22 protein-coding genes are annotated in these 20555 nt (G+C 72.0%); 14 read left to right on the top strand and 8 right to left on the bottom strand.

Annotated features, from left to right (window positions below; translation table 11 throughout):
- The first annotated feature begins 40 nt into the window (after window positions 1-40).
- Window positions 41-823, top strand: a complete 783-nt coding sequence (locus AB0M88_RS26645; protein WP_364106780.1) for an MBL fold metallo-hydrolase — start codon at window positions 41-43, stop codon at window positions 821-823.
- Here AB0M88_RS26645 and AB0M88_RS26640 read toward each other — a convergent pair.
- A complete protein-coding gene (locus tag AB0M88_RS26640) occupies window positions 820-1008 on the bottom strand; it encodes a VOC family protein (RefSeq protein ID WP_364106778.1) in 189 nt (62 codons plus the stop codon). The genes AB0M88_RS26645 and AB0M88_RS26640 overlap by 4 nt on opposite strands.
- A gap of 49 nt (window positions 1009-1057) precedes the next feature.
- Between AB0M88_RS26640 and AB0M88_RS26635 the strand changes: the two genes are divergently transcribed.
- The 7 genes from AB0M88_RS26635 (at window position 1058) to AB0M88_RS26605 (ending at window position 8983) form a co-directional block, all read left to right on the top strand.
- The gene (locus tag AB0M88_RS26635) at window positions 1058-1453 is read left to right on the top strand and encodes a ChaB family protein (protein ID WP_364106776.1); all 396 of its coding nucleotides are present in this window, start codon (window positions 1058-1060) and stop codon (window positions 1451-1453) included.
- A gap of 33 nt (window positions 1454-1486) precedes the next feature.
- Window positions 1487-2323: a MerR family transcriptional regulator gene (locus tag AB0M88_RS26630; RefSeq protein ID WP_364106774.1), complete on the top strand. Its 837-nt coding sequence runs from the start codon at window positions 1487-1489 to the stop codon at window positions 2321-2323.
- Entirely contained in the window at window positions 2286-4541 is a 2256-nt protein-coding gene (locus AB0M88_RS26625; protein WP_364106772.1) for a molybdopterin-dependent oxidoreductase, read from the top strand. Before AB0M88_RS26630 ends, AB0M88_RS26625 begins: the two co-directional genes overlap by 38 nt.
- A gap of 3 nt (window positions 4542-4544) precedes the next feature.
- Window positions 4545-5003 (top strand): hypothetical protein, encoded by a 459-nt coding sequence (locus tag AB0M88_RS26620; protein WP_364106770.1) that lies wholly within the window; start codon window positions 4545-4547, stop codon window positions 5001-5003.
- A gap of 79 nt (window positions 5004-5082) precedes the next feature.
- Window positions 5083-7248 carry a catalase gene (locus AB0M88_RS26615; RefSeq protein WP_364106768.1) on the top strand — a complete coding sequence of 722 codons (2166 nt, stop codon included), beginning with the start codon at window positions 5083-5085 and terminating at the stop codon, window positions 7246-7248.
- A gap of 69 nt (window positions 7249-7317) precedes the next feature.
- Window positions 7318-8157 (top strand): SDR family oxidoreductase, encoded by an 840-nt coding sequence (locus tag AB0M88_RS26610; RefSeq protein ID WP_364106766.1) that lies wholly within the window; start codon window positions 7318-7320, stop codon window positions 8155-8157.
- Between the two features lie 37 nt (window positions 8158-8194).
- Window positions 8195-8983 carry a nucleotidyltransferase domain-containing protein gene (locus AB0M88_RS26605; RefSeq protein WP_364106764.1) on the top strand — a complete coding sequence of 263 codons (789 nt, stop codon included), beginning with the start codon at window positions 8195-8197 and terminating at the stop codon, window positions 8981-8983.
- Between the two features lie 7 nt (window positions 8984-8990).
- Here the strand turns inward: AB0M88_RS26605 and AB0M88_RS26600 are convergent, their stop codons facing one another.
- Genes AB0M88_RS26600 through AB0M88_RS26585 form a run of 4 tightly spaced genes read right to left on the bottom strand, consistent with a single transcriptional unit; the run spans window position 8991 to window position 11924 of the window.
- A complete protein-coding gene (locus AB0M88_RS26600; RefSeq protein WP_364106762.1) occupies window positions 8991-9701 on the bottom strand; it encodes a glycosyltransferase family 2 protein in 711 nt (236 codons plus the stop codon).
- Window positions 9698-10306, bottom strand: coding sequence for a class I SAM-dependent methyltransferase (locus AB0M88_RS26595; RefSeq protein WP_364106760.1), 609 nt, complete (start codon window positions 10304-10306; stop codon window positions 9698-9700). Before AB0M88_RS26595 ends, AB0M88_RS26600 begins: the two co-directional genes overlap by 4 nt.
- Window positions 10303-11019 carry a PIG-L family deacetylase gene (locus tag AB0M88_RS26590; RefSeq protein WP_364106758.1) on the bottom strand — a complete coding sequence of 239 codons (717 nt, stop codon included), beginning with the start codon at window positions 11017-11019 and terminating at the stop codon, window positions 10303-10305. Before AB0M88_RS26590 ends, AB0M88_RS26595 begins: the two co-directional genes overlap by 4 nt.
- Complete coding sequence (locus tag AB0M88_RS26585) at window positions 11013-11924, bottom strand: acyl-CoA dehydrogenase (RefSeq protein WP_364106756.1); 912 nt, start codon at window positions 11922-11924, stop codon at window positions 11013-11015. The genes AB0M88_RS26590 and AB0M88_RS26585 overlap by 7 nt, the downstream gene beginning before the upstream one ends.
- Before the next feature lie 73 nt (window positions 11925-11997).
- Here AB0M88_RS26585 and AB0M88_RS26580 point away from each other — a divergent pair, with 73 nt between their 5' ends.
- On the top strand, window positions 11998-13182 hold the full coding sequence (locus AB0M88_RS26580) for a zinc-dependent alcohol dehydrogenase (RefSeq protein ID WP_364106754.1): 1185 nt from the start codon (window positions 11998-12000) through the stop codon (window positions 13180-13182).
- Here AB0M88_RS26580 and AB0M88_RS26575 read toward each other — a convergent pair whose 3' ends face one another.
- Both AB0M88_RS26575 and AB0M88_RS26570 read right to left on the bottom strand, forming a co-directional pair.
- On the bottom strand, window positions 13183-13989 hold the full coding sequence (locus AB0M88_RS26575; protein ID WP_364106752.1) for an SDR family NAD(P)-dependent oxidoreductase: 807 nt from the start codon (window positions 13987-13989) through the stop codon (window positions 13183-13185). It lies immediately after the preceding gene.
- 35 nt (window positions 13990-14024) lie between these two features.
- Window positions 14025-14918 carry a glycosyltransferase gene (locus AB0M88_RS26570; protein WP_364106750.1) on the bottom strand — a complete coding sequence of 298 codons (894 nt, stop codon included), beginning with the start codon at window positions 14916-14918 and terminating at the stop codon, window positions 14025-14027.
- A gap of 77 nt (window positions 14919-14995) precedes the next feature.
- Between AB0M88_RS26570 and AB0M88_RS26565 the strand changes: the two genes are divergently transcribed.
- Complete coding sequence (locus AB0M88_RS26565) at window positions 14996-16072, top strand: NAD-dependent epimerase/dehydratase family protein (protein WP_364106748.1); 1077 nt, start codon at window positions 14996-14998, stop codon at window positions 16070-16072.
- On the opposite strand, the gene AB0M88_RS26560 is transcribed toward AB0M88_RS26565, so the two are convergent.
- On the bottom strand, window positions 16069-16620 hold the full coding sequence (locus AB0M88_RS26560) for a DUF6328 family protein (protein WP_364106746.1): 552 nt from the start codon (window positions 16618-16620) through the stop codon (window positions 16069-16071). The two genes, AB0M88_RS26565 and AB0M88_RS26560, sit on opposite strands and share 4 nt — an antisense overlap.
- 124 nt (window positions 16621-16744) lie before the next feature.
- Here AB0M88_RS26560 and AB0M88_RS26555 point away from each other — a divergent pair, with 124 nt between their 5' ends.
- The 4 genes from AB0M88_RS26555 (at window position 16745) to AB0M88_RS26540 (ending at window position 20501) form a co-directional block, all read left to right on the top strand.
- On the top strand, window positions 16745-16915 hold the full coding sequence (locus tag AB0M88_RS26555; protein ID WP_364106744.1) for a PfkB family carbohydrate kinase: 171 nt from the start codon (window positions 16745-16747) through the stop codon (window positions 16913-16915).
- Between the two features lie 32 nt (window positions 16916-16947).
- Window positions 16948-17364 (top strand): hypothetical protein, encoded by a 417-nt coding sequence (locus AB0M88_RS26550; RefSeq protein ID WP_364106742.1) that lies wholly within the window; start codon window positions 16948-16950, stop codon window positions 17362-17364.
- Between the two features lie 229 nt (window positions 17365-17593).
- The gene (locus AB0M88_RS26545) at window positions 17594-18631 is read left to right on the top strand and encodes a chemotaxis protein CheB (protein ID WP_364106740.1); all 1038 of its coding nucleotides are present in this window, start codon (window positions 17594-17596) and stop codon (window positions 18629-18631) included.
- A gap of 34 nt (window positions 18632-18665) precedes the next feature.
- A complete protein-coding gene (locus AB0M88_RS26540; protein WP_364106738.1) occupies window positions 18666-20501 on the top strand; it encodes a CheR family methyltransferase in 1836 nt (611 codons plus the stop codon).
- Window positions 20502-20555 lie beyond the last annotated feature (54 nt).

Here is a 20555-nt window from a genome sequence, read left to right as displayed (position 1 = left end):
CCGGTCGCATGATCGGCCGGTCGCGGGGTAAGCGCCGGCCATGCCTGCCACCGCCACCTTCATCGGCAACGCGACCGTGCTCCTGCGGATCGGTGACTTCACGTTGCTCACCGACCCGGCGTTCGGGCCCGCCGGGAGCCGGGTGTCGCTCGGCCACGGGCTGTGGACCAAGCGCCTGCGCGACCCGGTGCTCGGCCCGCTCGACGGCCTCGACCTCGACGCGATGCTGCTGTCGCACCTGCACGGCGACCACTTCGACCGGGCCGCACGCCGCCGCCTCGACCCCGCTCTTCCGATCATCACGACCCCCCAGGCCGAGCGCCGCCTGCGCCGGCATTTCCCGGCCGTACGCGGCCTGCCGACCTGGGAATCGCACGAGTGGACGCGCGGCGACCAGCGGCTGCGGGTCACCGCCGTGCCGGGCCGGCACGGGCCGGGAATCGCCGACCTGCTGCTGCCCGACGTCATGGGTTCGGTGGTCGAGTTCACGGTCGCCGGGCAGCGCGGCCTGACTCTCTACATCACCGGGGACACCCTCTGCCTGCCGCGGCTGGCCGAGATCCCGCGCCGGTTCGGCGAGATCGACGCCATGCTCATCCATCTCGGCGGCACCCGGGTGCTCGGCCTGCTGGTCACCATGGACGACTCGCAGGGCACCCGCCTGGCCCGCCTGATCGGGGCGGGCCGCACGATCCCGGTCCACTACGACGACTACAAGGTGATGAAGTCGCCCCTTTCCCGCTTCCTCGAGCGCGCCTCGCGGGAAGGCGTCCGCGGCGTACAGCCGATCGGGCGGGGCGAAACGGTCGAGCTGCCTTCCTAGATCTCGGCGAGGCGCGGGTCGCCGTCCGGCGGCCGCAGCACGCAGAACTCGTTGCCCTGCGGGTCCTGAAGGACGACCGTCGAGGAGCCGTGGCCGAACGCGTCGCGGCGGTAGCCGAGCGCGGTGCTCCAGAAGTCGGCCAGGGCGTCGGCGTCCACGCAGTCCAGCACCATTACCAGTCGCATCGCCGCACCGTACCCGTTTAACGATGGCCCGAGCGGGCACCCGGAGGTCATGCCAGCGCGTGAGGATATGCCGAGCACCTTGAAGCGGTCGCCCAAGAAGGCGCAGGACACGTACGCCGAGACCCACGACTCCGCGGTGCGGGAGTACGGCGAGGGCGAACGCGCCCACCGTACGGCGTTCTCGGCCGTGAAGCACTCGTTCGAGAAGGTCGGCGACCACTGGGAGCCGAAACAGAAGCGTGGCCCGAGCGACGCCAAGGCGGCCGGCGGGCGCGACACGAAGGCCAAGACGGCCGGCGGGGTCGACGCGAACGCCAGCAAGCAGCACCTGATGGACATCGCCAAGCGCCTCGACATCAGCGGCCGTTCCCGCATGACCAAGCCCGAGCTGGTCGAGGCGATCCAGAAGGCGAACGCCCGCAGCGACCGCAAGGCCCGCTCTTGACCCTGACGTGACGTCAGGCCGCAGAGTGAGGGCATGACCGACGATTACACGGTGGGGGTCGCCGCCGAGATGACCGGGGTGTCGGTGCGGACCCTGCACCACTACGACCAGATCGGGCTCGTGCGGCCGAGCAGCCGCAGCCCGGCCGGCTACCGCCTCTACACCGAGGCCGACATCGCCCTTCTGCAACGTGTCCTCTTCTATCGGGAGCTGGATCTGGACCTCGGCGACATCGCGGAGGTCGTGTCCAACCCGCAGATCACCGACGAGGGGCATCTGCGCCGGCAGCGGACGATGGTCGAGCAGCGGATCGCCCGGTCGCGGGCCATGCTCGCGGTCATCGACCGGGAGCTGGCGGCCCGCAAAGGGGGCATCCGCCTGACGCCGGAGGAGCGGCGCAAGGTGTGGGGCGGCGACCGGCTTCTCGACCACCTGGACGAGGCCGAGCGGCGGTGGGGTCACCAGGCCTCGTTCGCGCAGCGCCAGCTGCGGACGGCGAGCTACACCGAACAGGACTGGCTGAAACTGCGCGACGAACTGCACGCCATCCATCGGGGCCTCGCCGACGGCATGGGCCGCGGCGTGCCGGCCACCGACCCGGCGGTCATGGACCTGGCCGAGGAGCTGCGGCGGCACACCGACCGCTGGTTCCACGACTGCGACTACGACAAGCACCGCGAGCTGGCGGTGTTGTATCGGGCGAACCAGCGCAGCGGCCGCAACTACGACGACATGGCGCCCGGTCTGTCGCAGTACGTCCACGACGCGATCATGGCGAACTGCGACCGGGCGGACCGGTTTGAGGGCGGCGCGGCGGTGGTAAGCGGTTCGCATGGACCAGTACGCGCCGACGAAAGACCGGTGGGGTGACCGGACGCCGTACGGCCGGGGCGACCAGTGGCCGGTACGGGTGGACGAGTTCACGGTCGAGCAGCCCGACCGGTGGACGCAGTCGGCCTCGCTGCTGCACTCCAACGGTGACGGCATCGACATCGGGACCCGCGCGGGCCGGCTGGTCGGCGTCCGCGGGCGGGCGGTCGACCGGGTCAACCGGGGCCGTCTCGACCCGAAGGACGTCTACGGCTGGAAGGCGAATCTCAGTGAGGACCGCCTGACCCGGCCGCTGGTGCGGGAGAACGGCCGCCTGGTCGAGGCGAGCTGGGACACCGCGATGGGCCGGATCGTCGCGAAGTCGAAGGAGTTGCTCGACAAGCGGGGCGGCTGGGGCCGGTTCGGCTTCTATACGAGCGGACAGCTCTTCCTCGAGGAGTACTACACGCTCAGCGTGATCGGGAAGGCCGGCCTCGGCACCCCGCACATGGACGGCAACACCCGGCTGTGCACGGCGACCTCGGCGTCCGCGCTCAAGGCCAGCTTCGGCACCGACGGTCAGCCGGCGTCCTACACCGATGTCGATCACTGCGACACGATCGCCCTGTGGGGGCACAACGTCGCCGAGACGCAGGCCGTCCTCTGGATGCGCATGCTCGACCGGCGGCACGGCGCCAACCCGCCGGCCATGCTGGCGGTCGACCCGCGAACCACGCCGGTGGCCCGGGAGGCCGACCTGCACCTGCCGGTCCGGCCCGGCACCAACCTGGCTCTGCTCAACGGCCTGCTCCGCCTCGTCATCCAGCGCGGCTGGGTGGACGACGACTTCGTGGCCGCGCACACGCTCGGCTACGACGACCTGGAAAAGGCCGTCGACGGTTCCCGAACAGAGCGGGTGGCCGAGATCTGCGGGCTGGATGCCGGCGACATCGAACGGGCGGCCGAGCTGATCGGCCACGCCGGGGCCCTGCTGTCCACGGTGCTCCAGGGGTTCTACCAGTCCCATCAGGGCACTGCGGCGGCCGTCGGCGTCAACAATCTGCACCTGCTGCGCGGGATGATCGGCCGGCCGGGCGCCGGCGTGCTGCAGATGAACGGCCAGCCCACCGCCGAGAACACGCGCGAGTGCGGGGCCGACGGCGACCTGCCGGGCTTCCGGAACTGGGACAACCCGGCGCACGTCCAGGAGCTCGCCGACCTGTGGAACGTCGACCGGCACACGATTCCGCACTGGTCGCCGCCGACCCACGCGATGCAGATCTGGCGTTACGCCGAGCAGGGCTCGATCGAACTGCTCTGGATCAGCGCCACCAACCCGGCCGTCTCGCTGCCCGCCCTCGCCCGCATCCGCCGCATTCTGGCCCGGCCGGAGCTGTTCGTGGTCGTGCAGGACGTCTTCCTGAGCGAGACCGCCGAGTTCGCCGACGTGGTGCTGCCGGCCGCGACCTGGGGCGAGAAGACCGGCACCTTCACCAACGCCGACCGCACCGTGCACCTGTCCGAGAAGGCGGTCGAGCCGCCCGGCGAGGCCCGGGCCGACCTCGACATCTTCCTCGACTACGCGGCCCGGATGGACTTCCGCGACCGCGACGGCGACCCGCTCGTCAAGTGGCATGACGCCTCGTCGGCCTACCAGGCGTGGCAGCGGTGCTCGGCCGGACGGCCCTGCGACTACAGCGAGATCACCTACGAAAAGCTGCGCGGCGGCTCCGGCCTGCAGTGGGGCGGCGAGCGCCTCTACACCGACGGTGTCTTCAACACCGACTCCGACTACTGCGAGACCTACGGCCAGGACCTGAGCACCGGCGCCGAATTCACCGCCGAACAGCACCGGGCCAAACAGCCCGGCGGCCGCGCGTTCCTGCTCACCGAGGACTTCACGCCCGCGCCGGAGATCCCGGGCGACGAGTTCCCGCTGCTGCTGACCACCGGCCGGACGCTCACCCAGTTCCACACCCGCACCAAGACCGGCCGGGTGCCCGAACTGAACGACGCCGCCCCGCAGGCCTGGGTGGAACTCCATCCCAGCGACGCGCTCGCGCTCGGCGTCGCCGACGGCGATGGCGTACGCGTGGAATCGCCCCGAGGAGCTATCGAGGCACCCGCCCGGCTGTGCGGGATCCGGCCGGGCACGGTCTTCGTGCCGTTCCACTACGCCGAACAGGCGGCCAACGAGCTCACGATCACCGCCTGGGACCCGGTGTCCAAGCAACCTCTGTTCAAGCTGGCGGCCGTGCGCGTACGAAAGAAGGCGTAACCGATGCACCTGGCCCATTACCTCGGTCTTCTCGACCGGGCGCACGCGGTGATGGCCGACGCCCTCCGGCAGGTCGCGGCCGGGCACGCGGCCGAGGCCGACATCGCGCACCTCGCGGAACAGCGGGCCGCGCGCTGCGAGCACTGGTCCCGCGAGGTGCGGTCATTCGCCCGGACGTACGCCGAAGAGGCCCCCGACGAGCCGGAGCGGTTGCACTCGGAACTGTTCCGGGGCACCCGCGGCGGAGGTCTCGGCCTGCTGCGCGACCTCCAGGACCTCTATCTGATGACCGCCGAGTGCGATATCTGCTGGACCGTCGTCGAGCAGGCCGCCCGCGGCATCCGGGACGACGACCTCGCGAAGCTGGCCGCCGAGGGCGGGGCCGACATCGCCGTCCAACTGCAGTGGCTGCGCACCCGGATGAAGGCGGCCGCCCCGCAGGCCCTCGTGGTGGCCGACTGACGGCAGGCGGGGCGTTAGAGGCGGTATTTGCCGGGTATGCCAGGCGGATCCGTATTTTGCCGTGAGGAGCTGCCCGCCCATGAATTCCCGTAAGGCATCGCCGAAGATTCCCGGCGCACCCGGCAGCGGCACGCCGTCGGTCGACGAGCCGACCACGCCGGCCGAACCTCTGCCGCCGAAGCCGGAACAGGGCGCGCCCGAGCCGCGGACCCCGACCGGCGCGGTCACCGGCTGCCCGGTCACCGCCTACGGCCAGCAGGGCGAGTTCCTGACCACCGGCGACGGGACGCGGCTGCGCGACACCGACCACTCGCTGAAGGCCGGACCGCGCGGCCCGATCCTGCTGCAGGACCACCACTTCCGCGAGAAGATCACGCACTTCGACCACGAGCGGATCCCCGAGCGGGTCGTGCACGCGCGCGGGGCCGGCGCCCACGGCGTGTTCACCGGCTACGGAACCGCCTCGTCGCTGACCCGCGCCAGTTTCCTGAAGAAGGACCAGGAGACCCCGGTCTTCGTCCGCTTCTCGACCGTGCTCGGCTCGCGCGGCTCGGCCGACACCGTGCGCGACACCCGCGGATTCGCCACCAAGTTCTACACCGACGAGGGCAACTTCGACCTGGTCGGCAACAACATCCCGGTGTTCTTCATCCAGGACGCGATCAAGTTCCCGGACATCATCCACGCCGGCAAGCCGCACCCCGACCGGGAGATCCCGCAGGCGCAGAGCGCGCACGACACGTTCTGGGACTTCGTCTCCCTGCACACCGAGGCCCAGCACCACACGATGTGGAACATGTCCGACCGGGGCATCCCGCGCTCCTACCGGACCATGGAGGGCTTCGGCGTCCACACGTTCCGCCTCGTCAACGCGGCCGGCGAGACCGTGCTGGTGAAGTTCCACTGGAAGCCGGCGCTCGGCGTGCACTCGCTGACCTGGGAGGAGGCGCAGCTGATCAGCGGCGTCGACCCCGACTTCCACCGGCGTGACCTCTACGACGCGATCGAAGCCGGCGCGTTCCCGGCGTGGGAGCTCGGCCTGCAGGTGTTCCCGGACAACCCCGAGGAGACCTTCGCCGGCATCGACCTGCTCGACCCGACCAAGATCGTGCCGGAGGAGCTCGCCCCGGTGCAGCCGGTCGGCCGGATGGTGCTGAACAAGGTGCCGACCAACTTCTTCGCCGAAACCGAACAGGTCGCGTTCCACCTCGGCCACCTGCCGCCCGGCATCGACGTCACCAACGACCCGCTGCTGCAGGGACGCCTCTTCTCGTACGTCGACACGCAACTCACCCGCCTCGGCGGGCCGAACTTCGAGCAGATCCCGGTCAACCGCCCGCACGCGCCCGTCAACGACATGCTGCGCGACGGCTTCCACCAGCACGCCGTGCACGCGGGAGTGGCGCCCTACCGGCCGAACTCGCTCGACGGCGGCAACCCGTTCCCCGACCCGGACGGCTTCCTCGACGTGCCGGTGAGGGTCGCCGAGGCCCCGAAGATCCGGCAGAACCCGGCCTCCTTCGACGACCACTTCAGCCAGGCCCGGCTGTTCTGGCTGAGCATGTCGCCGGTCGAGAAGGAACACATCGTCGCGGCCTACACCTTCGAACTCGGCAAGTGCTACGAACAGGCCATCAAACAGCGGCAGCTGCAGTGCCTGGCCGAGATCGACCCGGTGCTGTGCGAGCAGGTGGCGACCGGTCTCGGCCGGCCCGCGCCGGCGCCCCGCACCGACCCGGTCGACGTGACGCCGAGCCCCGCGCTGTCCCAGCTCGGCCGGTCGTGGCCGGTCGACGGCCGGGTCGTGGGCATCGTGGCCGACCCGGATTCCGCCCTGAGCGAGGCGGTACTGGCGGCCGGGATGGTCCCGCTTGTCATCGGGGCGCACGGCGGCCCCGGCATCCAGCGCACCTTCGACACCGCACGATCGGTCGAGTTCGACGCCGTCCTCATCGGCGCCGCGCCGCCTCCCGCACCCGGCGCCATCCCGGCCCGCGATGCCAAGGCCGGCGCCCCGGGCGCCGCGCCGGTCGACCCGCGCGTGCAGCTGCTCATCGACGAGGCCTGGCGGCACGCCAAGGCCATCGGCGCCTGGGGCGACGGCACGGCCCTGCTCGAACAGACCGGCGCGGCCGGCACCCCCGGGGTGGTCACGGCAGGAGACGGCCCGGCGGCCTTCAACGCCGTACGCGAGTTGCTCGCCGACCACCGCGTCTGGGACCGCTTCCCGGCGTCGCTTACCTGACCAGGTGCTCGGCTCGTCCCCGCCCCGAGCGGGTGGGGACGGGCCGGGCCGATCTTCAAAGGAGTCCCAGTGACCGACCACGAGCGTCAGCAGGAGCCGCCCGGCACGCTGGCCGCGATGCGCGAGCGCCCCGACCACGGCGAGGACAGCTACCAGGGCAGCGGCCGCCTGGCCGGCAAACACGCCCTCATCACCGGCGGCGACAGCGGCATCGGCCGCGCGGTGGCCATCGCCTTCGCCCGCGAGGGTGCCGACGTGGCCATCTCCTATCTCGACGAGCACGAGGACGCCCGCGAGACCGCCTCCTACGTCGAGAAGGCCGGTCGCCAGGCCCTGCTCCTGCCCGGCGACCTCACCGACCGCGACCACTGCCGCGACGTCATCGAGCAGACGGTGCAGCGCCTGGGCGGTCTCGAGATCCTGGTCAACAACGCCGCCTTCCAGATGACCCACCAGACGGTCGAGGAGATCCCGGACGAGGAGTGGCGGTACACCTTCGACCTGAACATCACCGCGATGTTCCGGCTGGTGCAGAACGCCCTGCCGTACCTGCACGCCGGCGCCTCCATCATCAACACCAGCTCGGTCAACTACGACCAGCCCAAGCCGACCCTGCTGCCGTACGCCACCACGAAGGGCGCCATAGCCAACTTCACGGCCGGTCTGGCCCAGCTCCTGGGCGACCGCGGCATCCGGGCCAACGCGGTGGCGCCGGGCCCGATCTGGACGCCGCTGATCCCGTCCACGATGCCGCCCGAGCAGGTGGCCGAGTTCGGCAAGAACACCCCGCTGGGCCGCCCCGGTCAGCCCAAGGAGCTCGCCCCGGTCTACGTCATGCTGGCCTCCGACGAGGCGAGCTACATCTCCGGCGCCGTGATCCCGGTGACCGGAGGCAAGCCGATCCTCTGACCCGGCCGGCGCCACGCGGAGGTATATTGCGCGTTTTATGGAGCACCACGAGGACGCCCTACGGGCGTACGTGCGACGGGTGAAGGCCGACCCGGACACGATCGCGGTCATCGTCGTGGGATCGGTTGCTCTCGGCACCGAACGACCCGACTCGGACGTCGACGTCTATCTGGTCGTCCCCGATGACGTGTTCGGTTCGGCCATCGCCGCCGATCGTGTGATCTTCATCGAACGCTCCGATGCGGACTATCCGGGCGGCTATGTCGACGTCAAGCTCGCCACCGTCGCGTTCCTGCGGGCGGCGGCCGAGCGCGGGGACGACCCGGTTCGCGCGTCGTTCGAAGGCGCCCGGGTGGCCTGGGCCCGCGATGGTTACGACATCGCCGAACTGGTGGCCGCGATCCCAGTGCTCCCGGCGACGGTCTGGGAAGGCCGGGCCGCATCGTTCATCTCCCAGGTCCGGTTGCACGGAACCGACTTTCTGCGCGAAGCCGTCGCGCTGGACAACACGTTCCTGCTGCATCACGCCGCCGTGCACACGGTAGGCGCCGGCGGGCGGGCACTGCTCGCGCTGAATCGGAAACTCTTCCGCGGGCCGAAATACCTCGACGCGACACTGGCCACGCTGGACCGCCTACCGGACGGATACGGTGACCTCGCCCGGCGGCTCATCACCCGGCCGAGCCGGGAAAGCGCCGACGCGTACGTGCAGGCGTTAGAGGCCTTCCACCGCTGGCCCGTGGATCGTACGGCGAGTGATTCCATCTTCATTCGCGACAACGAACTCGCCTGGCTTACCGGGACACTCCCACCCGAACTGAGCTGACCACGGATCAGGAAAGGCGTGACGACCGTCCCCGCCGTCCGTCGACGGTACCGCCGATCGGCTGGGCGGCCATGGCGGCCAGGTGGGCGGCGAACCCGTCCGGGGCCCGCGATTGCCGGCGGGCGCTGGTCACCACCGGGCAGGAGGCGTCGGCCACGATGTGGCCTTCCTTGTGCCGTACGCGGGTGAGCAGCGCGACGTCTTCACCGTGGCGTACCGGAGGGAAGCCGCCGGCGCGGCGGTAAGCCTGACCCGAGATTCCCATGTTGGCGCCGTGGGGGTGCAGCGGCTCGGACCGGTAGCGGCGCTCATAGCGGGCCGGGAGGTCGGGCGGCCAGGACGACCAGTCGTCGACGATGACCGTTCCGGCCAGCAGGTCGGCGCCGCCGCGAAAATGAGCGAGGTGCCAGCGCAGCCAGCCCGGCGGGACGCGGCTGTCGGCGTCGGTGGTGGCCAGCCAGAGGCCTTCCGGGCCGGTGCGCAGGGCGTGCCGCATGCCGGCGTCGCGGGCCCGGCCGACGTTGCGGGCGGCGACGGTGACCACCGAGGCGCCGGCCGCCGAGGCGAGCGCCGCGGTGTCGTCGGTGCACGCGTCGGCGACCACGATGACCTCGACCGGCACCGGTGCCGGGGCCGCGAAGACGCTGTGCAGGCACGCCGGCAGCAGGAGGTGCTCGTTGTGGGCCGGGATGACGACGGCGAGGCGGGCCGGGGTCACGCCAGGTTCTCGCGCTGGGCGACCGACCGGGCCGCCGGCGGCACCCGGGTGAAGACCTCGAGCAGGAAGTCGTCCTCCTCGTGGCGGGACAGCCGGGCGAGCCCGGGCCGGGCGGCCAGCGCGGCGTGCACCTCGTCGCCGGAGCGGAAGTGTTCGGCGACCGGCCAGCGCCAGTGGACGGCGACCAGGTCGCCGCCGGGCTCGAGCGAGTCGGTGGCGTGGTCCAGCAACGTGGTCAGGTCGGCGTCGTCGAAGTAGTAGGCCAGTTCGGAGAGCACGATCAGGTCGAAGGAGCCGGCCGGCCAGTCCGCGGGGAGGTGCGCCTGGCCGACGGTCACGTGCGGCGTCGCGGCGAGCCGGGCCGTTGCGGCCTCGACGGCGGCGGGGACGGCGTCCACGGCCAGGAGGTGGTCGCAGCGCGGGGCCAGCAGGGCGGTCAGGCGGCCGGTCGAGCAGCCCGGTTCGAACGCCGATCGGTAGTGCGGCCTGGTCGGCGCGGCGGCGGTCAGCGCGTGTTTGCGGGTGTCGTACCAGCGGGTCTCGAAGCTCCACGGGTCGGGATTCGCGGTGTACAGGGCCTCGAAGTAGCTGAGCGGGGTGGTCACACGAACACCGTTTCGAACGGGCGGACGAAGTGGTCGAGCACGTTGGGCGGGAGGACCGCGGCGTCGGCCGGGTCCGGGCCTAGGGGCGCGATCTGGCTCGGGAACGCGGCGATCGCGGCGGCCTTGGCCGCGGCGGCCGAGGGCGTCAGGTCGACGGTGCGGGCCCGCTCCCACGGCACCGCCGGGTCGCCCGGGCCGGCCCAGTGCCACATCCAGATCGGGTATTCGAGCAGGCGCGCGCCGGTGTCCGAACACGCCCGGGCGGCGGCCCGGCCGACCGCCTCGTGGTCGGGATGGCCGTCCTCGCGCCAGGTGGCCAGGCACCAGCGGCCGGGGGAGAGCAGCGGGACGAGCGCGGCGCGGACCGCGTCCTCGTCGATGCCGCCGTCCGGCTGGCCGAGCCGGTGCACCGCCGAGGCCGCCAGACCCAGGCGGGACAACGCTTCCGCGGTCTCGGCCCGCCGGATCGCCGACAGCGACGCCGGCGTGTGAACGGCCGAGCCCGGGTGGGACGCCTCACCGTCGGTCACCGCGGCCAGGTCGGCCTTGCCCAGCATCGCCATCAGCCCGGCCACGCCCAGGATCTCGTCGTCCGGGTGCGGCGCGACGACCAGCGGCGGGCCGGCCGGATCCAGCGCGAGCGCCGGAAACACCGGCAGGGACTTCCAATCCGCCTCGGGGGTGCCTCCCGCGACGTCGATCGGCCTCACCACGGCCGGTCCTCGGCGATCAGCAGACGGCCCAGCTGTTCCAGATCGCCCTCGGCGTGGGACTGACGGAGGTAGACGGTCAGGTCGGCGACCCGCTGGGCGTGGCCGGCGTCCTGGCAGAGCGGCCCGGCGCCGAGCGCGCGTCCCACCCGGTCGAGCACGGACGTGGCGGCCATCTCGACCGTCGCCCGCACGCGCAGGGCGAGCCGGTGCTGATTCTCGGCCGGTGAGGCGTCGATCGTGGCCGCCGCCGAATCCAGTACGCAGCCGGCCGCACCCAGCGCCACATCGACCGCGCCGAGGTGGGCCAGCGCGTGCGGTGACAACTCCTTCGACGAGAAGCGCAACGTGTCGGCGACCCCGAGGGCGCCGCCGAACCAGACCGCGGCCACGCCGATCCCACCGTGCCAGAAGCCGGGACGGTCGACGTAGTCGCCGGGGCCGCCGAGCGGGCGGCCGGGCGCGCCGGTGAACCGGACCGTCCGGCTGTCGCTGCCCGCCATGCCGACAGCGGGCCAGGTGCCGTCCAGCGGCTCCGCGAAGGGCGCCTCGTTGGCGACGGCGAACAACCGGATCCCGTCCGGCGCGGCCGCGGTCACCAGCGCGTGGGTGCACCACTCGGCACCCGAGCACCACGGCCGGTCCCCGGTCAGCCGCCAGCCGTCCTCGGCGGCGACCGCGCGTACGGAAGAAGGAGCCGCCGCCCAGACACCCCAGCGCTCGCCCGGCGGGGGGTCGCCCGGCGGGGCGTCGCCCAGCTCGGCGCGGATGGCAACGGCGTCGGCATGGCCCTCACCGAGCCGGGCGGCGACGAGATCGGCCCGGCCCAGCGCGGTGAGCCCCCGCAAGCGCTCGAGGGTCCGCCCGTGGCCGGGCAGCGGCAGGTCGGGAGCCTCGATGATCGACACGGACGGCGGATACCCGGAAAGCGCCGGGCCGAATCCACGTGGGTTCGGCGTCACGGCGGGTACCCGGGGTCGCATGCGTGCATTGACCTGGCAGGGCACGGGCAAGGTCTCGGTCGAGACCGTCCCCGACCCGACGATTCAAGAACCGACCGACGCGATCGTGCGGATGACCTCGACCGCGATCTGCGGTTCCGACCTGCACCTCTACGACGTCCTGGGCATGTACATCGATCCGGGCGACATCCTCGGGCACGAGCCGATGGGCGTCGTCGAGGCGGTCGGGCCGGAGGTCACCCACCTCAAGCCCGGCGACCGGGTGGTCATACCGTTCAACATCTCCTGCGGGCACTGCTGGATGTGCCGCCGGGGCTTCTTCGCGCAGTGCGAGACGACCCAGGTGAGGGGCCAGGGTAAGGGCGCGGCGCTGTTCGGCTACACCAAGCTGTACGGCCAGGTGCCGGGGGCCCAGGCCGAATATCTGCGGGTGCCGCAGGCGCAGTTCGGGCCGATCAAGGTGCCGGACGGGCACCCGGACGAACGCTACCTGTTCCTGTCCGACGTCCTGACCACATCGTGGCAGGCCGCCCGATACGCGGACGTTCAGCCCGGCGACACCGTGCTGGTGACCGGCCTCGGGCCGATCGGCCAGATGAGCGCCCGCATCGCCAAGCACCTCGGCGCCGGGCGGGTGCTCGCGGTCGACGACGTGCCCGAGCGGCTGGCGATGGCCGAGCGCAACGGCATCGAGGTGATCGACTACGGGAAGGTGGAGGACGTGCCGGAGGCGGTGCGCGACCTGACCGCCGGCCGGGGGGCCGACGGGGTGATCGAGGCCGTCGGCATGGAGGCGCACGGCACACCGTTCCAGGCGGCCGCGGTCAAGGCGGCCGGCATGCTGCCGGATCCGCTGGCCCGCAAGGCGACCGAAACCTTCGGCGTGGACCGGATGGGTGCGCTGCGCACCGCTTTCGACGCCGTACGCCGCGCCGGCACGATCTCGGTCATCGGCGTGTACGGGGGAGAGGCCGACCCGTTCCCGATGATGGAACTGTTCGACAAGGGCGTGACCCTGCGGATGGGGCAGGCCCACGTGAAGCGCTGGGTCGACGACATCATGCCGCTGCTCACCGGTGACGGCGACCCGCTCGGGGTGGACGACCTGGTGACACACCGGGTGCCCCTGGCCGAGGCGCCCGATGCCTACGAGATGTTCAAGCAGAAGCGGGACGGCTGCATCAAAGTGGTGCTGAAGCCCTGATCAGTCCGAGGACGCTGACCCCGGCTCGGCCATCTTGCGGTGCATCTCCGCTTTGGCTCGGTCGGGGAGCACCTTCGACATCGCGTCCTGGGCCTTGGTCCTGGCCGAACCGGCGACGACCTTCTCCCTGTCCTTCATCAGCGCCTCGAAGCCCTGCTTCGCGACCTGGGCCGGGTCGTCCTTCTTGCCCGCGCCGACCCGGGTGTCGTCCATCTCGGCGCGGTGGAAGAAGTTCGTGTCGGTCGGCCCGGGCATCAGCGAGGTGATCGACACGTTCGAGTCGTTCAGCTCGGCCCGAAGCGCCTCGGTGAACGACTGCACGAACGACTTCGACGCGTTGTAGACGGCCTGATAGGTGCCGGGCATCGTGGACGCGATCGACGAGGTGAACAGCACGCGGCCGGCGTCGCGGTGCACCATGCCGGGGATGACCCGCTTGGCCAGGTGCACCGTCGAGGTGACGTTGACGGCGATGACGTTCAGCTCGTCGGCCAGCTCGGTGCCGTCGACGAACCCGCCGCCGATGCCCCGGCCGGCGTTGAGGGCCAGCGCGTCGACGTCGCGGCCCGTTTCGAGGATCGCGGCATAGAGCTTCTCCACGCCCTCGTAGGTGGCGAGGTCGACCCGCACGGCGATGACCTTATTCCGGCCGTCCCGGCGGAGACCGGCGGCGGCCTGCTCGATGGCGTCGTCCTCGGCCGCGATCAGCAGGTCGTAGCCGTGCTCGGCGAACTGCCGGGCGAGCTCGAACCCGATGCCGCTCGAAGCCCCGGTGACGACGGCGAACTCGTTGGTAGGTGTGGTCATAGCGCCCGGATGCCCGTGCGGCGCGCTTCTATGCGTCAGACGTAGCGCCGGGCTTTCGAGGCGCGCTGGGCGGCGTCGAGAGGCGCCAGTCGTCGCTCGACCGCCTTCGGGCGGGCCCGGCGGCCGGCGAGTACCCAGGGAAGCCCGCGGACGGCGTCCCACCAGGCGAGAAACGTCGTCCGGTCGCGCGGCGCGGTGCGCGCCAGGAAGAACGTACGGCGCAGGGCCGGCCCGGCCGGCCGGCGCAGCCAGGTGAACCAGAGGGTGTTACGCAGGCCGTCGCGGCGCCGTCGGGTGGCGTCCCGCTGCGGCGAGGCTGCGTGGTGCACGGTCAGCCGGTCCAGATAGCAGATCTCCCAGCCTTCGCTCAGCAGATCGGTCGCCAGCAGCTCCTCCTCGCCGCCGAGCCACAGCCGTTCGCTGAAACCACCCGCGGACTCGAACGCCTCGCGCCGCACCACTGCCGCGCCGGCCAGGAAGCTGCCGAGTGCCGGGCCGGGCAGCCAGTCCGGGCCGGGGACGGGGGAGTCGCGCAGCTCGGCGACGATCGGGTCCTCCCGGCCGCCCGGCTCGGCGACGATGCGGGCGTTCACGACGGCCAGGCGCGGGTGGGCGTCGAGGGCCTCGACGGCGGCGGCCAGGCTGCCCGGTTCCCACCAGGTGTCGTCGTCGCAGAACGCGATGTAGGGCGTGTCGAGCCGCCCGACGCCCAGGTTACGGCCGACGGCGCCCGCGTTGTGGTCGAGGGCGAGGACGTCGACCTGCGGGAACTTGTCGCGGACGGCCTCGGCGGTGCCGTCGCCGGAACCGTTGTCGACCAGCACGATCGGCGGCCGCTCCGGCAGGTCGGTCAGGCGGGCGACCGCCTCGAGCGCCTCGTACTTGCGCCGGTGGGTGATGACCACGACGCCGATCCGCGAATTCGTCACGGGGCCGCGACGTACCCCGCTCGGTCCCGTCTCAATCTCGCGGCGTAGGACGTCGCGTTGCGGGTACGGCGTGAACTATGCGAGTTGTGATCGTCGGAGCCACCGGTAACGCGGGTACGGCCCTGCTGCGCCGCCTGCAGTCCGAGCCCTCCGGGGAGCTGGTGGGGGTTTCCCGGCGCCGGCCGGAGGCGACCGGTGTCTATCGGGGCGTGGAGTGGCACTCGGTCGACGTGGCCGGGGAGGACGCGGCGGGCCGGCTGACCGAGGTCTTCCGGGGCGCCGACGCCGTGGTCAACCTGGCCTGGCAGATCCAGCCCAGCCACGACTCGCGGCGGCTGTTCCGCACCAACGTGCTCGGCGCCCGCGAGATCGCCCGAGCCGCCGTGCAGGCCGGGGTGGGCGCGCTGGTGCAGGCGTCCTCGGTCGGGGTCTACTCGGCCGGCCCCAAGGATGCCTTCGTGACCGAGGGCTACCCGCGCAACGGCGTGCCCCGCTCGTCCTACAGCCGGCACAAGGCGCTGGTCGAGCGGATGCTCGACGAGGTCGAGTCGGACCACCCGACGCTGCGGGTCGTCCGGCTGCGGCCGGGCCTCATCTTCCAGCGGGCGGCCGGCACCGAGATCGCGCGGTACTTCGCCGGGCCGCTGCTGCCCGCCCGCCTCCTGCGCTACCAGCGGATCCCGGTGGTGCCCGACCATCCGCGGCTCCGGCTGCAGGCCGTGCACGCCGACGACGTGGCCGACGCGTACGCGAAGGTTCTGACCGCCGACGTGCGGGGCGCTTTCAACATCGCGGCCGGGCCGGTCCTCGACCCGCGCGTGGCGGCGGGCGCTTTCCACGGCGTACGCGTGCCGGTGCCCGGCCCGGCACTGGCCGGCGCCGCCGCGCTCAGCTGGTGGTTGCGCCTGCAGCCGATCGACGCCGGCTGGGTTGCTCTGGCGCTGAAGGCGCCCCTGATGTGGTGTGCCCGGGCGCGGGAGGAACTCGGCTGGGCGCCGCGGCGGGATGCCCTCGAGGCGCTCCGCGAGCTGGTCGCCGGGATGGCCGACCGGGCCGACGCCCCGAGCCCGCCGCTGTCGGGAGATCCGGACCTGCCGGGGCGGCCCGGGGGCATGCTGCGCGGCCGGTTGCCCGGTACCGGCGACCCTTATTAGGGGAGGTCGCGGACCGCGGCCGCGTGGTCGCCCTCGTCCGAGTTCACCTCTTCATCCTCCTCCTCGGCGTCCTCGTCGATCCAGGTGTGGCGGATCACCGGGACGATCGCCCAGAAGGTGAGGAAACCCGCCGCGGCCACCGCGGTGAGGATCGCCGCGATCCAGGTCGACAGGAGGTAGGCGACGATCAGCATGATGCTGGCGACCATCGCCAGCAGCAGGAAGCCGAGGCCGGCGGTGGCCATCCGGTGCGCGTAGCGGACCAGCTCCGGCTTGCGGCCCTGGCGGAACAGCGCCCGGTGGAACGCCACCGGCGAAATGATCATCGCGGTCGCGAACGCGGCGCACATCAGCGCGACGATGTAGATGATCTTCTGGAACTCGGTCGTCTTCGGGAAGCCGTTGCTGAACGGCAGGGTCAGCAGGAAGGCGAACAGGATCTGCACGCCGGTCTGCGCCACCCGCAGCTCCTGCAGCAGGTCGGCGAAGTTGCGGTCCCAGCGTTGCCGTTCGGACTCGCCCCGGCGGCGATTCATCTCGCGCGTCATGGACGGCCGCGTTCCCCGTGGACGCGGATGGGAAACGTCCGGGCGGGGGTGGCGACCGGGGAGGGCAACCGGTTCGTCTGGGCCGAGGGGCGACCTGCCGGTTCCGGTCGAAGACGGCCCGGTCGTGGACACGACCGGTGGCGGAGACTCGTTCGTGGCCGCGCTGACCGTCGCCCTGCTGTGCGGCGACGACCCGGCCGCCGCGGCCCGCCGGGCGACCGCGGCCGCCGGTTCGACGGTGCGTCACCCGGGCGGGCGTCCGCAACTGAAGCCGTGGGGAGCGCCGGACAGGTGACGCCGGACCGGCCCGGTCGTAGCGTGGACGGCGTGAGTGACTCGGAGGCGGACGAGCGTGACCGGGTGACGCGTCCGCGGGACCGGGTTGCCGACGAGCGTGACCGGGTCGCTGAGCAGCGGGATCGGGTCGCGGACGAGCGTGACCGGGTCGCTGAGCAGCGGGATCGGGTCGCTGAGCAGCGGGATCGCGTCGCCGATGAGCGCGAGGAGCGGCTCGACGCCCGGGAGGGGCGGCTCGACGAGCGCCGGCGGAGCGTGCACGACCGCAGCCGGGCGCGGGTCGAGGAGACCTCGGCCCTGATCGAGGAGGGCCGCGAGGCCCTGGAGCGGTCGCGGGCGAGGCTCGAGCGCAGCGAGGTGGTGTTGCGGGCCGAGGCGCAGCGCGACCGTCGTGAGCAGGCGGAGGTCGACCGGGAGATCGCGCGGACCCAGCGGGAGTCCGATTAGCGGTCGCCGCCTCCGGCCGATCCGGCCGACGGCGGGCGAGCCCCGGCGCGGGACCGGCCCGAATGCCGGCCCGGCCACCGGCCGGGGATTGACGTTGGTCGAGAGTCTGGCGCCGCGGTGGGCGGTTTCCCGGCCACTGGTGGCAAGGTGGTGTGGGCCGCACTGGGCTTCGGTCGTTATCGGCGGGGTACTCGGGGTATCCGAGACGGACGTTTTTCGAGGAGGCCGCGTGGCAGAGCACCGGGACATCGTTGCGGTCGGCGCCTCAGCGGGTGGCGTCGAGGCGCTGCGTGCCCTGGTGTCGGGCCTTCCGGCGGGCTATCCCGGGTCCGTTCTGGTGGTGCTGCACCTGCCCCGGGACGCACCGAGCGCCCTTCCGGCGATTCTCGACCGCAACGGCCCGCTGCCCGCGGCGACCGCGGTCGACGGCGAGCCGCTGCGCCCCGGCCGGATCTACGTCGCCCCCAACGACCACCACCTGCTCACGCTCGACGGCCACGTCCGGCTCACCCGGGGACCGGCCGAGAACGGTCACCGGCCCGCGGTCGACCCGCTGTTCCGCTCGGTTGCCCGGGCGTTCGGCCGGCGGGCGATCGGCGTGGTGCTGTCCGGTTCGCGCGACGACGGCGCCGCCGGGCTGGCCGCGATCGTCGCCCGGGGCGGCGCGCCGGTGGTGCAGGACCCGGCGGACGCGCTCTACCCGTGGATGCCGCGGGCGGCGCTCGCCTCGTGCCCGGCCGCGCAGACCGGGCCGGCGGCCAAGCTCGGTTCCCTGATCGCGGAGCTCGCCGCCGTGGAGCTCCCCGACCTGCCGGCCGGCCGGGCCGCCGACCATCTGCTGGACGCCGAGGTCGACATGTCCGGCCTGGTCGCGCTGACGTCGGACGAACTGGCGGTCCCGCCGGCCGGGTACGGCTGTCCGTCCTGCGGCGGTGCCCTGTTCCAGTTCGCGGCCGATCCGATGCCGCGCTACCGGTGCCGGGTGGGGCACGCGTGGTCGCCGGAGAGCCTCCTCGACGAGCAGGCGGTCGCGCTCGAGGGCGCCCTCTGGATGGCCCTGCGGGCCCTGGAGGAGAAGTCGGCGCTGAGCCGGCGCATGGCGGGTGCCGGGCACTCCGGGGAGGCCGCGGGGGCCCGGTTCCGCGATATGGCGGCCGACGCGGAGGCCGCCGGCGAGACGATCCGGCGGCTCATCGCGCAGGTCGGGTCGTCGGTTCCGCAGGAGGGCCCGGCCACGTCCGGCAACCGGGCGGGCGAAGTGGCGTAGGGTCGCCGGGCAGACTCCGCGTAGGGATGGCCCGATGGAACCGACCGATCCGCAGTTCGAAGCGCTGCTCGTCTACCTGAAGGAGTCGCGGGGCTTCGATTTCACCGGCTACAAGCGATCGAGTCTGATCCGGCGGGTGAATCGGCGGATGAATCAGGTCGACGTCGCCGACTACCAGGATTATCTGGATTTCCTCCAGGTCCACCCGGACGAGTTCACCGCGCTGTTCAACACCATCCTGATCAACGTGACGGCGTTCTTCCGCGACTCCGACGCGTGGGACTACCTGCGGGGCGAGGTGCTGGAGCCGCTGATCCTGGCCCGGCCGCCGGACTCGCCGATCCGGGTCTGGTCGGCCGGGTGCGCCTCCGGCGAGGAGGCGTACACCTTGGCGATGGCGCTGGCCGAGGTGCTCGGGCCGGACGCGTTCCGTGAGCGGGTCAAGATCTACGCGACCGATGTGGACGAGGAGCAGCTCAACGAGGCCCGCCAGGCGACGTACGGCGAGCGCGAGATGCAGGCCGTGCCGTCCGACCTGCAGGAGCGCTACTTCGAGCCGAACGGCGGCCGGTTCAGCTTCCGCAAGGATCTGCGCCGCTCGGTGATCTTCGGGCGCAACGACCTGGTACAGGACGCCCCGATCTCCCGGATCGACCTGCTGACCTGCCGTAACACGCTCATGTACTTCAACGCCGAGACCCAGTCCAAGATCCTCGGCCGGTTCCATTTCGCGCTGGCCGACAGCGGCGTGCTGTTCCTCGGCAAGGCCGAGATGCTGCTCAGCCCCGGCGGCCTGTTCACGCCGATCGATCTCAAACGGCGGGTCTTCCGCCGGGTCCCCCGGATCGCCCTGGCGGCCGGCGGTCCGGCCGCCGAATCGCCCCGGGCGGCGGTCACCGCGGTGACCGGCCTCGACCAGCTGCGCGGCGAGGCGATCGCGGCCAGCCCGCTGGCCCAGCTGGTGCTGACCTCCGACGACCTGGTGGCCCTCACCAACCGGCAGCTGGAGAAGCAGTTCGGCGTCTCGTCGCGGGACATCGGGCGGCCGTTCCGCGACCTCGACCTCTCCTACCGTCCGGTCGAGCTGCGCCGCTACGTCGAGCAGGCCCAGGTCGAGCGGCGCACGCTGCGGATCACCGAGGTCGAGGTGCCGCGCGGCGGCGGCGCGGTGACGAACCTCGAGATCCAGGTCAGCCCGCTCACCGATGCCGAGGGCAGCCTGCTCGGCGTCAGCGTGATCTTCCACGACGTCAGCGAGGCTCGCCGGCTGCACGACGATCTGGAGCACGCCAACCAGCAGCTCGAGGCGGCGTACGAGGAGCTCCAGTCGACCAACGAGGAGCTCGAGACCACCAACGAGGAACTGCAGTCCACGGTCGAGGAACTGGAGACGACCAACGAGGAGCTCCAGTCGACCAACGAGGAACTGGAGACGATGAACGAGGAGCTCCAGTCGACCAACGACGAGCTCCAGAGCATCAACGACCAGCTGCGGGTCAGCACCGGCCGGCTCGACGAGGCCAACGCGTTCCTCGAGGCCATCCTGACCAGCCTCCAGGCCGGGGTGGCGGTGGTCGATCGCGACCTGCGGGTCAACATGTGGAACCGGCGGGCCGAGGACCTCTGGGGACTGCGCACTGAGGAGGTCACCGGGCAGCATTTCCTCAACCTCGACATCGGTTTGCCGCTGGAGTTGCTGCGCCCGCTGCTGCGGGGCGCGCTCGGCGGCGAGGCCGGCGAGGCCGAGGTCGACGCGGTCAACCGGCGTGGCCGGCCGGTCGCGGTCCACGTGGTCTGCACCCCGCTCGACGGTCGCGGAACGGGAACCGGATCCGAGGGCGCCATCATCGTGATGGAGGCCGGGGATTGACCACTGGTTGATCGGAGCGTTTCGCCAGCACGACAGGGGGTAGGCAGCCGGGGT

It is taken from the genome of Actinoplanes sp. NPDC051411 (genome assembly GCF_040682075.1).
In the GTDB taxonomy this organism is placed as follows: Bacteria; Actinomycetota; Actinomycetes; order Mycobacteriales; family Micromonosporaceae; genus Actinoplanes.
This window is presented reverse-complemented; position numbering and strand designations above follow the sequence as displayed.

What these genes read in the sequence shown, in the direction of transcription:
- AB0M88_RS26635 (WP_364106776.1), top strand. Translation starts at nt 1,058, where the DNA reads ATGCCAGCGCGTGAGGATATGCCGAGCACCTTGAAGCGGTCGCCCAAG.
- AB0M88_RS26640 (WP_364106778.1), bottom strand. Translation starts at nt 1,008, where the DNA reads ATGCGACTGGTAATGGTGCTGGACTGCGTGGACGCCGACGCCCTGGCC.
- AB0M88_RS26560 (WP_364106746.1), bottom strand. Translation starts at nt 16,620, where the DNA reads ATGACGCGCGAGATGAATCGCCGCCGGGGCGAGTCCGAACGGCAACGC.
- AB0M88_RS26630 (WP_364106774.1), top strand. Translation starts at nt 1,487, where the DNA reads ATGACCGACGATTACACGGTGGGGGTCGCCGCCGAGATGACCGGGGTG.
- AB0M88_RS26645 (WP_364106780.1), top strand. Translation starts at nt 41, where the DNA reads ATGCCTGCCACCGCCACCTTCATCGGCAACGCGACCGTGCTCCTGCGG.
- AB0M88_RS26615 (WP_364106768.1), top strand. Translation starts at nt 5,083, where the DNA reads ATGAATTCCCGTAAGGCATCGCCGAAGATTCCCGGCGCACCCGGCAGC.
- AB0M88_RS26620 (WP_364106770.1), top strand. Translation starts at nt 4,545, where the DNA reads ATGCACCTGGCCCATTACCTCGGTCTTCTCGACCGGGCGCACGCGGTG.
- AB0M88_RS26565 (WP_364106748.1), top strand. Translation starts at nt 14,996, where the DNA reads ATGCGAGTTGTGATCGTCGGAGCCACCGGTAACGCGGGTACGGCCCTG.
- AB0M88_RS26605 (WP_364106764.1), top strand. Translation starts at nt 8,195, where the DNA reads ATGGAGCACCACGAGGACGCCCTACGGGCGTACGTGCGACGGGTGAAG.
- AB0M88_RS26580 (WP_364106754.1), top strand. Translation starts at nt 11,998, where the DNA reads ATGCGTGCATTGACCTGGCAGGGCACGGGCAAGGTCTCGGTCGAGACC.
- AB0M88_RS26575 (WP_364106752.1), bottom strand. Translation starts at nt 13,989, where the DNA reads ATGACCACACCTACCAACGAGTTCGCCGTCGTCACCGGGGCTTCGAGC.
- AB0M88_RS26625 (WP_364106772.1), top strand. Translation starts at nt 2,286, where the DNA reads ATGGACCAGTACGCGCCGACGAAAGACCGGTGGGGTGACCGGACGCCG.
- AB0M88_RS26540 (WP_364106738.1), top strand. Translation starts at nt 18,666, where the DNA reads ATGGAACCGACCGATCCGCAGTTCGAAGCGCTGCTCGTCTACCTGAAG.